General features: G+C 71.5%; 17 protein-coding genes. 6 read left to right on the top strand and 11 right to left on the bottom strand.

The genetic code is table 11. The features are described from left to right. Positions 1-185, top strand: a 185-nt coding sequence (locus KBY19_RS05910) for a helix-turn-helix domain-containing protein (protein ID WP_210965308.1), incomplete at its 5' end; no start/stop codon positions are given. 33 nt (positions 186-218) lie between these two features. On the opposite strand, the gene KBY19_RS05915 is transcribed toward KBY19_RS05910, so the two are convergent. Then, positions 219-1,106, bottom strand: a complete 888-nt coding sequence (locus KBY19_RS05915) for a phosphorothioated DNA-binding restriction endonuclease (protein ID WP_210965309.1) — start codon at positions 1,104-1,106, stop codon at positions 219-221. A gap of 89 nt (positions 1,107-1,195) precedes the next feature. Between KBY19_RS05915 and KBY19_RS05920 the strand changes: the two genes are divergently transcribed. Then, positions 1,196-2,701 carry a hypothetical protein gene (locus KBY19_RS05920; RefSeq protein ID WP_247690652.1) on the top strand — a complete coding sequence of 502 codons (1,506 nt, stop codon included), beginning with the start codon at positions 1,196-1,198 and terminating at the stop codon, positions 2,699-2,701. Here KBY19_RS05920 and KBY19_RS05925 read toward each other — a convergent pair. Then, positions 2,661-3,254, bottom strand: a complete 594-nt coding sequence (locus tag KBY19_RS05925) for a TetR/AcrR family transcriptional regulator (RefSeq protein ID WP_099883643.1) — start codon at positions 3,252-3,254, stop codon at positions 2,661-2,663. The two genes, KBY19_RS05920 and KBY19_RS05925, sit on opposite strands and share 41 nt — an antisense overlap. Positions 3,255-3,344: 90 nt before the next feature. Between KBY19_RS05925 and KBY19_RS05930 the strand changes: the two genes are divergently transcribed. Then, positions 3,345-3,773, top strand: coding sequence for a nuclear transport factor 2 family protein (locus KBY19_RS05930; protein WP_185017993.1), 429 nt, complete (start codon positions 3,345-3,347; stop codon positions 3,771-3,773). After that, positions 3,770-4,609: an NAD(P)H-binding protein gene (locus tag KBY19_RS05935; RefSeq protein WP_210965310.1), complete on the top strand. Its 840-nt coding sequence runs from the start codon at positions 3,770-3,772 to the stop codon at positions 4,607-4,609. The genes KBY19_RS05930 and KBY19_RS05935 overlap by 4 nt, the downstream gene beginning before the upstream one ends. Positions 4,610-4,693: 84 nt before the next feature. On the opposite strand, the gene gap is transcribed toward KBY19_RS05935, so the two are convergent. The 7 genes from gap to mca form a co-directional block, all read right to left on the bottom strand. Continuing rightward, positions 4,694-5,692, bottom strand: coding sequence for a type I glyceraldehyde-3-phosphate dehydrogenase (gene gap / locus KBY19_RS05940; protein WP_185017995.1), 999 nt, complete (start codon positions 5,690-5,692; stop codon positions 4,694-4,696). Positions 5,693-5,830: 138 nt separating this feature from the next. Beyond that, entirely contained in the window at positions 5,831-6,787 is a 957-nt protein-coding gene (locus tag KBY19_RS05945) for a GlxA family transcriptional regulator (RefSeq protein ID WP_210957442.1), read from the bottom strand. A 241-nt stretch (positions 6,788-7,028) separates the two neighbouring features. Beyond that, entirely contained in the window at positions 7,029-7,301 is a 273-nt protein-coding gene (locus tag KBY19_RS05950; protein ID WP_210965311.1) for a hypothetical protein, read from the bottom strand. Next, entirely contained in the window at positions 7,298-7,651 is a 354-nt protein-coding gene (locus KBY19_RS05955) for a DUF6247 family protein (protein WP_210965346.1), read from the bottom strand. The genes KBY19_RS05950 and KBY19_RS05955 overlap by 4 nt, the downstream gene beginning before the upstream one ends. Positions 7,652-7,743: 92 nt before the next feature. Continuing rightward, entirely contained in the window at positions 7,744-8,409 is a 666-nt protein-coding gene (msrA, locus tag KBY19_RS05960; RefSeq protein ID WP_210965312.1) for a peptide-methionine (S)-S-oxide reductase MsrA, read from the bottom strand. Positions 8,410-8,482: 73 nt separating this feature from the next. Further along, the gene (locus KBY19_RS05965) at positions 8,483-8,767 is read right to left on the bottom strand and encodes a hypothetical protein (RefSeq protein ID WP_099883649.1); all 285 of its coding nucleotides are present in this window, start codon (positions 8,765-8,767) and stop codon (positions 8,483-8,485) included. 4 nt (positions 8,768-8,771) lie between these two features. Beyond that, entirely contained in the window at positions 8,772-9,650 is an 879-nt protein-coding gene (gene mca / locus KBY19_RS05970) for a mycothiol conjugate amidase Mca (RefSeq protein ID WP_099883650.1), read from the bottom strand. A 177-nt stretch (positions 9,651-9,827) separates the two neighbouring features. Between mca and KBY19_RS05975 the strand changes: the two genes are divergently transcribed. Together KBY19_RS05975 and greA are read left to right on the top strand one after the other, a co-directional pair. Continuing rightward, complete coding sequence (locus KBY19_RS05975; protein WP_099883651.1) at positions 9,828-10,259, top strand: DUF4307 domain-containing protein; 432 nt, start codon at positions 9,828-9,830, stop codon at positions 10,257-10,259. A 218-nt stretch (positions 10,260-10,477) separates the two neighbouring features. Then, positions 10,478-10,975: a transcription elongation factor GreA gene (greA, locus tag KBY19_RS05980; protein WP_099883652.1), complete on the top strand. Its 498-nt coding sequence runs from the start codon at positions 10,478-10,480 to the stop codon at positions 10,973-10,975. A 121-nt stretch (positions 10,976-11,096) separates the two neighbouring features. Here the strand turns inward: greA and KBY19_RS05985 are convergent, their stop codons facing one another. Both KBY19_RS05985 and KBY19_RS05990 read right to left on the bottom strand, forming a co-directional pair. Next, a complete protein-coding gene (locus tag KBY19_RS05985) occupies positions 11,097-11,957 on the bottom strand; it encodes an ABC transporter permease (protein WP_099883653.1) in 861 nt (286 codons plus the stop codon). Continuing rightward, entirely contained in the window at positions 11,954-12,982 is a 1,029-nt protein-coding gene (locus KBY19_RS05990; RefSeq protein ID WP_247690653.1) for an ATP-binding cassette domain-containing protein, read from the bottom strand. The genes KBY19_RS05985 and KBY19_RS05990 overlap by 4 nt, the downstream gene beginning before the upstream one ends. Between the last annotated feature and the right edge of the window lie 185 nt (positions 12,983-13,167).

Below are 13,167 nucleotides of genomic sequence, written 5' to 3' on the forward strand. Positions count from 1 at the left end.
CGAAGATCCTCACCGAGCGGCTGCGTCAACTCGCCGAGGCCGGCGTCGTGCACCGGGACCGCTCCCCGGGCTGGCCCACCACCGTGCGCTACCGGCTGACCGGGCGCGGCCGGGCCCTGGGGCCCGTCCTGCAGTCGATGTGGGAGTGGGGCGCCACCGCGCCCGAGGCCGGGAGCGCCCCGTAGCGGCTGATGCCCCGGGCTGCCGGCCGCCGGCCGCTAGCCGCGGAAGACCTGGGTCGAGTGCCAGCGCGCGTGGCTCTCGGCGACCGGTGCCGCTGCGTCGTCGTCCGGCTCCGCCACCGGGCGGCCGGCCAACTCCCGCACCTGGCTGCGGGCCGCCGCCCCCGCGCCGGTGAACCGGCGGGAGACGGTGATGCGCAGAGCGGGGTCGAGGCCGAGCACTCCCTTGTCGAACAGCTTGTGGTGCAAGGAGCACAGGCACAGCGCGTTCGACAGGTGATCCGGCCCCTTGAAGGCCCACCAGCGGACGTGCGCCGCCTCCAGCCCCACCGGACGGCCGCCCAGCGCGCCGTCGAAGCCGCAGAACGCGCAGCGGTTGCCGTACGCCTCCAGCACCCGCGCGCGGAGCCGGGCGGCGGTCTGCGGGTCCCGTACCAGGCGGCGGACCGGCACCCGTGCCACGTCCGCCGTCTCCAGGTCGAGCCCGGCGTCGGCGGCGATGTCCGCGTGCAGGGAAGGCGGGAAGTGCAGATCGAGGAGGGTGTGGGCGAGGGCGGGCAGCAAGGCGGGGTCGGCGCTCAGGGCCCGGCGCAGCGGGGGCGCCAGCCGGCCGGCCGCGCCGCCGGCGCGCAGTTCCCGGACGGCCGAACCGGGGCTGCCGGGGCCGGAGTCGGTGCGCACCTCCCACACGCCGTCGCGCACCAGATGGTGGAACGGGTAGCTCGGCGACGTCCTGCGCGGCGGACCGTACTCGCGCAGCAGATGGGCCAGGTCCTTCTCGATCTCGGTGTACCGCAGTTCGCTCTGCGGCGCGGCCTGGAACCGGCCGAGTGCGTACAGCAGCAACAGCGGCTTGTGCGGGGCGCGTTCGTGCCCCGAAGTCCACTGCCGCAGTGCGCCCACGCGTGCCACCCAGTCCTCCACCCGAGCACTGTACGTCGCGGGACCGTGCTGCTCGGCGCGCGGGCGGCGCTTGCGCCGACCGGGGCGGCCGCGGCGAGAAGATGCCGCCTATGTCCTCTTCTGTGCGGAATGCCGAGCGAGTCGATCGGTGGTGGCTGGCCGGGGTCTGCGGGATCTTCGCCGTGCTCTCGCTGACCGTCGTCCACCCCGGGCTGCCGCTCGGCTGGGATGAACTCGTCTACGCCAGCCGCTTCGGCCCCTACGGGCCCGAAACGCCGTTCAGTGCGCCCAGGACGCGTGGCGTTCCCCTGCTGATCGCGCCCGTGGCGGCCGTCGGTGACTCCGTGGTGCTGCTGCGCTGCTATCTGACCGCGGCCGCCTCGCTCGCCCTGTACCTGGGGTATCTGCCGTGGCTGCGGGCGGTCGCGCGGCGCGGCGTGGTCCCGCTGGCCGCGGCGCTGTACAGCAGCGTGTGGTTCGCGCTGTTCTACGCGGGCGCCGCGATGCCCAACCACTATGTGGCGATGGGCCTGGTGGGCGCCGTCGGCTGCTGCGTACGCGGCCCCGCCTCGGCCCCGCCCCGGGCGCGTACCTACGCGGCCGCCGCGGCGGCGCTCGCCGCCGCCACCCTGATGCGGCCCAACGACACCGTGTGGCCCGTGGCCGTACTGCTCGCGGCGGTGCTGGGCGCCCGCATCAAGGGCAGGCTGTCGAAGGCCCGGGCCCTGCGGGCCGCCGCGGCGCTCGCCGGCGGGGTCGCCCTCGGTCTGCTTCCCTGGGCCGTGGAGGCCCGGCTCCGCTTCGGCGGCGTACTGGAGCGGGTACGCGCCGCCGGTGAGATCCAGGGAGGGATGCGCCTCCACCTCTCCCTGGACACCGTGCGCCGGCACGCCGCGGCCCTCGACGGGCCCCTGCTGTGCCGCCCCTGCGAGGGCGCGACGGTCGAGTGGGCTTCCGCCGGGTGGTGGCTGCTGATCCCGCCGCTGGTCGCGCTGGGCATCGACGCGGCACGCAAGGACGGCCGTACGGCGCTCGCCTTGCTGCCCACCGCCGCGGCCGGTTCCGTGGCCGTCCCGTACCTGTTCTTCATGGACTACGCGGCCCCGCGCTTCCTGCTGCCCAGCTATGCGCTGCTGGCACCGGTGGTGGCGCTGGGGGCGGGCAGCGTCGTGCGAAGGGCGCGCGGGGCGCGCCGGCTGCGGGTGCTCGTCCCGGCGGGCACCGCCGTGGCGCTGCTGCACCTCGTCCTCCAACTGCACCAGCTGGAGCTCCACTCCGGTATCCAGGCGGCGGCCCGGCACGACTGGCAGCGCATGGAACGCGTCCTGCGCGCCCACGGGGTGCGCCCGCCCTGCGTGCTGGACGGGAACAGCTCCACCGTCCCCGTCGCGCACACCGCCGGCTGCCGGCCCGCCCCCGGAGGCCGCCCGCACGCCCTCGTGCTGCGCGACGCCCCGCTCCCCGACTGGGCAGCACGGGCGGGCTGGCGCCTGCATTCCGTGCCCGACACCTACAACCCGGGCTGGCGCATCGCCGTACCGCCGCACCGCGCCCCGCGTGACCGGCCCTCCGTGCTCAGCTCAGCGGGGCACGCGGCTCCAGGATTCTGGCGGTGAAGGCCGCCAGGTGTGCCCGCAACTGCTCGCGGGGGACGTGCCGCCGGCCGACGAGGTGTTCGACGAGGTCGGCGCGGATGGTGGCGAGCAGCGCGTGGGCGGTGAAGTCGGCGTCGGTGAGATGGGGGATCCGGTCCAGTACGGCCCGGAGTGTGCTGTGCCACCGGTCGTAGTGCTCGGCCTGGTAGGGGCTGTCGCCGCCGGTTCCCTCCAGGGCCAGGGCGAGGTGGCGGTTGTCGAGCTTGAAGCACAGGGCGGCGTCGAGCAGGGCGGGTACGCGCTGGAGCGGCGGGGCGGTGGGCCCCAGGGGCGGCGGGCCCTGTTCGACGGCGTTTCTGATCGGTTCGAGTCGTGCTTCGTACAGCGTGTGGATCAGGCCGGTGCGATCGCCGAAGGCACGGAAGAGCGTCGCTTTGCCGACGCCGGCCGCTGCCGCGATGTCGGCCATGGTGACGGCTTCCGGGCTCTCGCAACCGGCGAAGAGATCGTCGGCCGCCGCCAGGACGGCCGCCCGGTTGCGGGCTGCGTCCTTGCGTGGCTTGCGCTCGGGCATGCGGATTCTCCATTTGCAAAGCGGACCCGGGGTCCGTATTGTCATCCACGAAACGGACCCTCGGTCCGCATTCTATGGGACGGAGTACCCATGCCCACGAACACGGCACCGGCGGAGCTGTTCCGCCACGGCCTGCGACTGCTGCTGGACAAGAACATCCCCGCCTGGGTCGACCTGTGGGACGACGACGGAGTCTTCGAGTTCCCCTTCGCGCCCGACGGCTGGCCCACCCGGCTGGAAGGCAAGGCGGCGATAGCCGACTACATGCGCGACTACCCCGACCACATCGACCTCCACGACTTCCCCCAGGTGGAGATCCACCGGACCACGGCCGCGCAGACCATCGTGGTCGAGATGCGCGGCGTGGGTCGCCTGGTGGCGACCGACAGCCCCTTCGAGATGACCTATATCGCCGTGGTGACCGTCGACGACGGCCGCTTCACCCGCTACCGCGACTACTGGAACCCCCTCGCGGTTGTCCAGGATCCCGCGAGCGACTTCACGAGGAGGAGCCGATGAGTACTCCCGGCACGACCCTGGTCATCGGGGCCACCGGCACCACCGGCAGCCGCCTCGCTTCCCAACTCGCCGCCGGCGGGCACCGCGTCAGGTCCGCCGGCCGGCGCGCCACCGCCGTGGCCGGCACCCGGGCCGTCCGCTTCGACTGGAACGACCCCGCGACGTTCACCGAAGCCCTCGACGGCACGGACCGGATGTATCTCGTCCCACCGCCCGGCTCCCCGGAGCCGGCCGTCGTCATGGTGCCCTTCCTCAGACAGGCCCGCGCGGCCGGGGTGCGCCGCGCGGTGCTGCTCAGCTCCTCGGCGATCCCCGCCGGCGGCCCGGCCACCGGACAGGTCCACCAGGCCCTGCCCGGCCTGTTCGACGCCTGGGCGGTGCTGCGGCCCTCGTGGTTCATGCAGAACTTCTCCTGCGGCCACCCGCACGCCCGGAGCATACGAGCGGACGGGACCCTGCTGACCGCCACCGGCGAGGGCCGGGTCGGATTCGTCGACGCCGACGACATCGCCTCCGTCGCCGTGCACGCCCTGACCAGCGCCCAGGCCCCGAACACCGACCTGGTCATCACCGGGCCGCAGGCGCTGAGTTACGCGGACGTCGCCGCCGTCCTCACCGAGGTCACGGGCCGGACCGTCACCCACCGGCAGCTGACCTACGAGCAGTTGCGCGACCGCCTGGCCGCCTCGCTGCCCGCCGAGTTCGCCGCGCTGCTCGCCGGCCTGGACCGCGCCATCGCCGAGGGGGCCGAGGACCGCACCACCGACACCGTCCAACGCCTCACCGGCCGCCCACCGCGCAGCTTCCGTACCTTCGCGGAGCGGGAGATGACATGAGGCAGTTGCTCATGAGGCAGCTGCTCATGAAGCAGCTGCCGGCCGGCGCGGTCGCCGGAGGCGGGGCACCCGCCCCGGCGCCGGTCAGTGGGCGGCGAGGAGTTCCAGCGTGTCGATCACGCGGTTCGAGAAGCCCCACTCGTTGTCGTACCACGCGACCACCTTCACACGGCGGCCGTCGACGCGGGTGAGGGCCGAGTCGAAGATCGACGAGGCGGGATTGCCCGTGATGTCGGACGAGACCAGCGGCTCCTCCGAGTACTCGAGGATGCCGGCGAGCGGCCCCTCCGCCGCGGCGCGGTACGCCGCCAGCACATCGTCGCGCGTCACGTCACGGGCGACGGTCGTGTTGAGTTCGACGATCGAGCCCACCGGCACCGGTACGCGGATCGAGTCGCCCGACAGCTTGCCGTCGAGACCCGGCAACACCAGGCCGATCGCCTTGGCGGCGCCCGTCGTGGTCGGCACGATGTTCACGCCGGCCGCCCGGGCACGACGGGCGTCGCGGTGTGGACCGTCCTGCAGGTTCTGCTCCTGCGTGTAGGCGTGCACCGTCGTCATGAACCCGTGCTCGATGACGGCGAGTTCGTCGAGGACCGCGGCCAGCGGCGCGAGCGCGTTGGTGGTGCACGAGGCGTTCGAGACGATCGTGTGCACGGCCGGGTCGTAGGCCTCGGTGTTGACCCCGAACGCGAGCGTGACGTCGGCGCCGTCCGACGGCGCGCTGACGAGCACCTTCCGCGCGCCCGCGTCGAGGTGGGCGCGGGCGGCCTTGGCGGAGGTGAAGCGGCCGGTGGCTTCCAGGACGAGGTCGACACCGAGTTCGGCCCACGGCAGCTGCGCCGGTTCGCGCTCGGCCGACACCGTGATCCGGCGGCCGTCGACGACCAGGGCGTCCCCGTCGGCGGTCACCGGGCGCCCGAGCCGGCCGGCCGTGCTGTCGTAGGCGAGCAGCCGGGCGAGTGTGGCGGGCTCCGTCAGATCGTTGACGGCGACGACCTCAAGGTCGCTGTCGCGCTCCAGCAGCGCGCGCAGCACATTGCGTCCGATGCGGCCGAATCCGTTGATGGCGATGCGAGTCATGAGTGAGGTCCCTTCCCTTCGCCACCAGGCTCCTGCGCGGTCGGCACCGCTGACAGTGGCGGTATCGCCAGGGTTCACAAGGATCCCGCCACCTGGTCGCCCGGTGCCGGGCGGGCCGCTCCGGCGGTACCGGGCGGGTCACTCGCCCCGGGTGAAGGTGTGCCGGTACTCGCTCGGTGTGGTGCCGAGGATCCGCTGGAAGTGCAGGCGAAGATTCGCGCCGGTGCCGAGCCCGACGTCGGCCGCGATCTGCTCGACGCTGCGCTGCGAGCGCTCCAGCAGCTCGCGGGCCAGGTCTATGCGGGCGCGCATCACCCACTGCATCGGCGTATAGCCGGTCTCCTCGACGAACCGCCGGGAGAACGTGCGCGGCGAGACCCCCGCCTGCCGCGCCAGTATGTCGAGGGTGAGGGGTTCGCCGAGCCGGTGCAGCGCCCACTCGCGGGTGGCGGAGAACCGCTCGCCCAGCGGCTCGGGGACGCTGCGCGGCACGTACTGGGCCTGGCCGCCGCTGCGGTAGGGGGCCGCGACCAGCCGCCGGGCCGCGTGGTTCGACGCGGCCACCCCCAGGTCGCCGCGCAGGATGTGCAGGCACAGATCGATCCCGGAGGCGGCCCCGGCGGAGGTGAGCACGCTGCCCTCGTCGACGAACAGCACGTTCTCGTCGACCTGGACGAGCGGGTGCCTGGCAGCGAGTGCCCGCGTGTAATGCCAGTGCGTCGTGGCGCGTCTGCCGTCGAGCAGGCCCGTGGCGGCGAGCGCGAAGGCGCCCGTCGAGATGGCGGCGAGCCGCGCACCCCGGTCGTGGGCGGTGACCAGTGCGTCGATGACGGCCTGCGGCGGGTCGTCGCGGTCCGGGAACCGGTAGCCGGGGACGAAGACGATATCGGCCCACGCGACCGCGTCGAGACCGTGGCCCACGTCGTACGCGAGGCCGTCGCCGCCGGTCACCAGGCCGGGTGCCGCCCCGCACACCCGCACCTCGTACGGCATGCTCGCGCGGGTCGTGAAGACCTGCGCGGGAATTCCGACATCGAGCGGCTTCGCACCCTCGAGAACGAGTACGGCGACGCGACGCAGGCGGGAGGCTGGCACAGGAAGAGGTTACGTGGGGCGTGACCTCGCGATACGCCCACTGCGCGCACCGGACCGACGACAGCCCTCCCGGCCCGGCGCACCGGGAGGGAGGAGCGCCTCGACGAGCGCTGCCGCGCCGTCGAAGAGGCCCGTCGGCTCAGGCGTCGGTCGGCGCCACACCCACCGGGCAGCTCACGCCCGTGCCAACGAGGGTGCGCTGCCAGGTGCCCCGTCCGCCGTGCGACGGTGGCGGGTCGGTCTAGATTTCGGGGAACGGCGGCATGATGCGGACGATCACGATCAAATGGTCTCTGGGTGATACCAGGAAGTAGAACCAGCCGCCGGCCGCGTCCATGCGACGCAGACCGCCCGGTCGCGGGCCGTTGCCGAAGTCGCTGACGTCGACCCCCATCCTGGCCAGGTCGGCCAGTTCCCCCGCGAGACGCTCCACTTCGGTCACCACGTGAGCGGGGATGCCACCTGCCACGTGCGCGTGATCGGGGTCGTACTCCCAGCGCCAGTCGGTGCTCACCGGGGTGGCAGGCCGAGCGCGGCGTGTGCGTCGTCGAGGATCTTGCCGATGGCGGACGCGGCGCGTCGGGCCTGCGGCGCGTCACCGGTCTGCGCGGTGTCCTCCCAGCGACGGAACTCTTCCGCGAGACCCGGCTGCCGCTGAATGTGGACGTGGACGGCCCACTGCGCGATGAACCGCTGGAGGGGAGTGAGGTCGGAAGCCTGACGGGACTGATCGGCGGCCTGATCCAGTTCCCGGGTGAAGGCCGGCAGGGCGGCAGGCGCGATCTGCGCGATGGCCTGGCGGAGGGCCGTGACGGTGGCAGGCGGCTGAGGGATGAGTGGCTGCCCGGCGCTGGAGGTGGTCATTGCTGCTCCCATGGGCGAGATTCTGATCCCTGGGAGCAGCGTATCGAGTGCGGGACCGACCACGTCGCCCGAACGAGTGAGAAGGCGGTCCTTCAGCTTCCAGCCGGGGCGATCCCAGTGGGGCAGCTCACGCCCGTCCCACCGATCCCGCAGTAGCCGGCCGGGTTCTTGTCCAGGTACTGCTGGTGGTAGCCCTCGGCCGGGTAGAAGGGCCGGTCCTCGGCGGGGAGGAGCTCCGTGGTGATGTCGCCGTGGCCGGAGGCGGTGAGGACCTGCTGGTAGGCGGCGCGGGAGGCTTCGGCGGCGGCAGCCTGCGCGGGGGAGTGGGTGTAGACCGCCGAGCGGTACTGGGTGCCGGTGTCGTTGCCCTGGCGGAAGCCCTGGGTCGGGTCGTGGGCCTCCCAGAAGCGCTTGAGCAGGGCTTCGTAGGAGACCTTCGCCGGGTCGAAGACGACCCGTACGACCTCGGCGTGGCCGGTGAGGCCCGAGCAGACCTCCTCGTACGTCGGGTTGGGGGTGGAGCCGCCCTGGTAGCCGACGAGGGTCGTCCAGACGCCCTCCGCCGTCCAGAAGACGCGCTCGGCGCCCCAGAAGCAGCCCATACCGAAGTCGGCGACCTCCAGGCCCTCCGGGTACGGGCCCTGCAGAGCCGTGCCGAGCACTGTGTGACGCTCGGGCACCGCGTACGCCGGTTCCGGGCGGCCCGCCAGGGCCTCCTCGGCGGTGGGGACACGGTTTTTGAACCTGCCGAACAGCATGTCGTCCTCCAGACGGACTCAGGTCGCAGGCGACGGGCGGGAGTGGTGCGCCGGGGTGTGCGGGCCGCCGGGTTCAGCCCGTTCGCTTCGGGGGTGCCGAGGCGGCGGTCTCGGCGGGGGTGTCGTCGTCCGCCCCGGTCTTCTCGGGGCCGTCCCCCGGCGCGGGCTGCTCCTGGGCAGGCTGCTCCTCGAAGTCCACGCGCTTCATGTGCTTGTTCATCGACTTCATCAGCATCCACACGGCGGCGCCGATCACCGCGAAGACGATGAAGCCGAGCACACCGGGGGTCACCTTGTTCTCGTCCAGGTCCTTCGCCAGCGGGAGGACCTGGACGAGCGTTGTCTGCGTCGGGCTCATACCATCAATTCTCGCGGATCCCCGCGAAGAGGTCGTCCTCGGGGAGGGAGGTGGCCACGCGCGACTTCGCCAGTTCGTACTCCTCGGTCGGCCACACGTCCCGCTGGATCTCCAACGGAACGCGGAACCAGCCGCCGTCGGGGTCGATCTGGGTGGCGTGCGCGATCAGCGCCTTGTCGCGGATCTCGAAGAAGTCGCCGCAGGGTACGTAGGTGGTGATCTGGCGCTCCTTGATCCCCATCTTCTCCCAGCGCTCCAGCCACTCCGTGTACGGCGACTCCAGCCCGCGCTCCAGCATCGCGTTGTGCATCGCCTCGGTGCGCTGCCGGTTGAAGCCCTGGTTGTAGTAGAGCTTCTGCGGCTGCCAGGCCGGGCCGAACTCCGCCTCGGGGTACTTCTCGGTGTCCGCGGCGTGCTCGAAGGCGACCATCGAGATCTTGTGGGTCATGATGTGGTCGGGGTGCGGGTAACCGCCGTTCTCGTCGTAGGTGGTGATCACCTGCGGGCGGAACTCGCGGATGAGCCGCACCAGCGCGCCGGCGGCCTCGTCCACGTCCTGCAGGGCGAAGCAGCCCTCCGGCAGCGGCGGCAGCGGGTCGCCCTCGGGCAGGCCCGAGTCGACGAAGCCAAGCCACGCCTGCTTCACGCCCAGGATCTCCCTGGCCTCGTCCATCTCCTTGCGGCGCACCTCGTGGATGTGCTCCTCGACGTAGGTGTCGCCCTGGAGCTTCGGGTTGAGAATGGAGCCCCGCTCACCCCCCGTGCACGTCGCGACGAGCACGTCCACCCCCTCGTCGACGTACTTCGCCATGGTGGCCGCGCCCTTGCTCGACTCGTCGTCGGGGTGCGCGTGCACAGCCATCAGTCGCAGTTGCTCAGTCACAACTCAATCCTCATAGGTCAAAGCGGCTCCGCCATCGGCCCGGCCCGCCTTCAGCGGTTTCGCGAGCGGCTTCTATAGTGACCGAATCAGCACCGCGATGTATTCCCGGTAGGACCCCGCTCAGCTCCGGCCGGGTCCGCAGTACGCCGCCGGAGCATGTGCCGAGAGGAACGGACCATGGTTGACCTGCGCCAACAGGTCCCCGAAGGGCGTTACGGGCGTACGGCGGGCCGCTCGGCGGGCGGGAGCGCGGACGCCGAGGCGCGCACGGACCGTCGATTGAAGATCACCGGCGGTGTGCTCGGTGTGCTGATGCTCGCGCTGATCGGCTGGATCGGGATCTCCTACATCTCGGGCCAGGATGTGAGCGGTGAGCTGATCAAGTGGAAGGCCGTCTCCGACAGCGCGGTCGAGGTGCACCTGGAGGTGCGCAAGGACGCCGGTGCCGAGGGCGTGTGCACGCTGCGTGCCCGTGCGGAGGACGGTAGCGAGGTCGGCCGGAAGCAGGTCGAGTTCCCCTCGGGAAGCTCCCGCGTCGACAGGGTCTTCGCGATGCGGGTCACGGACCGCGCCACCACCGCCGAGCTGGTGGGCTGCGAGAAGAGATAGCCCGGCTGCGACCCGGGTGCGGCCCGGTTCCGACCTGGCTGCGGCCCGGTTGGGTGGCAGGCTCCGCGGGCCTCGCTGACCTGCGACGGAGACAGGGCCTTCTTCCCTTTTCCGCCGAAATTGTTAAGCTCGTGGTTTCGCCCACCAGTGAAGGCGCACCCTTTCTGGTAGGGCGTTTGCTGCATCAGCTGATATCCCAGTACCGACGAGGAGCACCTGTGACCCAGACCAGCGACAACGTCACCTGGCTGACCCAGGAGGCGTACTCCCAGCTCAAGGCCGAGCTGGAGTACCTGTCGGGTCCTGCACGCACCGAGATCTCCAAGAAGATCGAGGCGGCTCGCGAAGAGGGCGACCTCCGCGAGAACGGCGGGTACCACGCGGCCAAGGAGGAGCAGGGCAAGCAGGAGCTGCGGATCCGGCAGCTTCAGCAGCTCCTGGAGAACGCGAAGGTCGGTGAGGCTCCGGCGGACGACGGTGTGGTCGAGCCCGGCATGGTGGTCAAGATCGCCTTCGACGGCGACGAGGACGACACCATCACCTTTCTGCTGGCGTCCCGCGAGTACGCCAGCTCGGAGATCGAGACCTACTCTCCGCAATCGCCCCTGGGCTCCGGTGTGATGGGCAAGAAGGTCGGCCAGGACGCCGAGTACGAGCTGCCGAACGGCAAGATGGCCTCCGTGCGCATCCTGGAGGCCAAGCCCTACCGGGGCTGACGGCGGAACCTCCGCGCCCTGGGCCGGAGGGGCCCCTTGCGACCACGACCGGCGGACGGCCCGCGCTGCGGCGCGGGCCGTCCGCCGTTCGTCCGTGGGTCGTGCGGCGTGCTGGGTGGGCTCACCCCGTCGCCGAGCGGTATTTGCGGACCGCCAGGGTGCGGAAGACCACGATGATGGCGACCGACCACAGCAGCGAGGCCCAGGCCGGGTGCTGCATCGGCCAGGCGTCCGGGACCGGGTAGCCGGGCGGCAGGTTGCCGAACAGTTCGCGGCAGGCCACCACCGTTGCGCTGAACGGGTTCCACTCCGCGACGTGCTGCAGGAAGGCGGGCATGTTCTGCGAGGGCACGAACGCGACGGAGATGAAGGTCAGCGGGAACAGCCAGATCAACCCGCCGGAGGTGGCCGCCTCCGGAGTGCGTACGGACAGTCCGATCAGGGCGCCGATCCAGGTGAACGCGTACCCGAGCAGCAACAGCAGACCGAAGCCGGCGAGGGCGTCGAGGAGCCCGTGGTGCGGGGCCCAGCCGACGAGCGCCGCGACGATGGCGAGAACGACCAGGGTCAGCGCCGTCTGCACGAGGTCGGCGATGGTGCGCCCGGTCAGTACGGCGCCGCGGGTCATCGGCAGCGAGCGGAACCGGTCGACGAGGCCCTTGTGCATGTCCTCGGCGATACCGGCGCTGGCGCCCGCCGTCGCGAAGGTGACGGTCTGCGCGAAGATACCGGCCATCAGGAACTCACGATAGGAGCCGGCGTCCGTCCCGGCGCCGGGGACCTTGATGGAGCCGCCGAAGACATAGCTGAACAGCACCACGAACATGATCGGCTGGATCAGTCCGAAGATGACGACCTCGGGGATGCGCACCATGCGTATCAGGTTGCGCTTGGCCATCACGAGTGAGTCGGTTATCGACTGTGTGATCCCGCCCCGGCCACGGGGGGTGGTGGGCGACGCGGCCTGTGCTGTGGCCGTCACTTGGTGGCCTCCTGGGGCTCGGGCGTGTCTTCGGTCGCGTTCTGCTCGGCTGCCTTCGGCTGCCGCTCGCCTTCGGCGGCGTGGCCGGTCAGGGAGATGAAGACGTCGTCGAGGGTGGGGCGGCGCAGGCCGATGTCGTCGATCTCGATGCCCCGGGTGTCCAGCTCCCTGATGACCTCGGCGAGCAGCTTGGCCCCGCCGGTGACCGGGACGGTCAGCTTGCGGGTGTGCTGCTCGACGGTGCAGCCCTCGCACGCCGTGCCGCGCATCCCGTGGCTGTTGAGGACCTCCTGGGCCGCGGGGATGTCCTCGCGCTCGTGGACGACGACCTCGATGCGCTCGCCGCCGGTCTGGGCCTTGAGCTGGTCGGAGGTGCCGCGGGCGATGACCGTGCCGTGATCCACCACGGCGATGTCGTGCGCGAGCCGGTCGGCCTCCTCCAGGTACTGCGTGGTCAGCAGCAGCGTCGTGCCGCCCGCGACCAGTTCCTCGATGACCTCCCACAACTGCTGCCGGTTGCGCGGGTCGAGACCGGTGGTCGGCTCGTCCATGAACATCACGGGCGGGCTGACGACCAGCGCGGCGGCGAGGTCGAGCCGGCGGCGCATGCCGCCCGAGTACGTCTTGGTCGTACGGTCGGCGGCGTCGGCCAGGTTGAAGCGCTCCAGCAGTTCGGTGGCCCGCTTCTTCGCGTCGCGTGCGGACATCTGGTAGAGCTGCCCGACCATCTGCAGGTTCTCGCGGCCGGTCAGATACTCGTCGACGGCGGCGAACTGGCCCGAGAGGCCGATCGAGCGGCGCACCGCCGTGGGGTTCTTGAGCACGTCGATCCCGGCGACGACGGCCCGGCCCGCGTCGGGCCGCAGGAGGGTGGTCAGCACCCGGACGGTGGTGGTCTTGCCCGCGCCGTTGGGCCCCAGCAGGCCGAGCACGGTGGATTCGGGGACGTCGAGATCGACGCCGTCCAGAGCCCTCACCTCGCCGAAGGTCTTCACCAGCCCCTCGGCGTAAATGGCACCTGGCATGGATGGACTCCCAGAGTGTGGAGCGTGACGCTCTAAGAAGATGCTAGATCCGCCGGACAGTTCCGGCATGTACGGATACGCGACGAGCTTCAGCCCGCCGCACAGCAGTATGAAAGGACGCGATGTATCGCGTCAAGCGATACGCGATAGTCCGCGTCCGTCGCGGGTGTTCGCGTATTCCCGTG

It is taken from the genome of Streptomyces sp. B15, assembly GCF_018070605.1.
GTDB lineage: Bacteria > Actinomycetota > Actinomycetes > Streptomycetales > Streptomycetaceae > Streptomyces > Streptomyces smyrnaeus.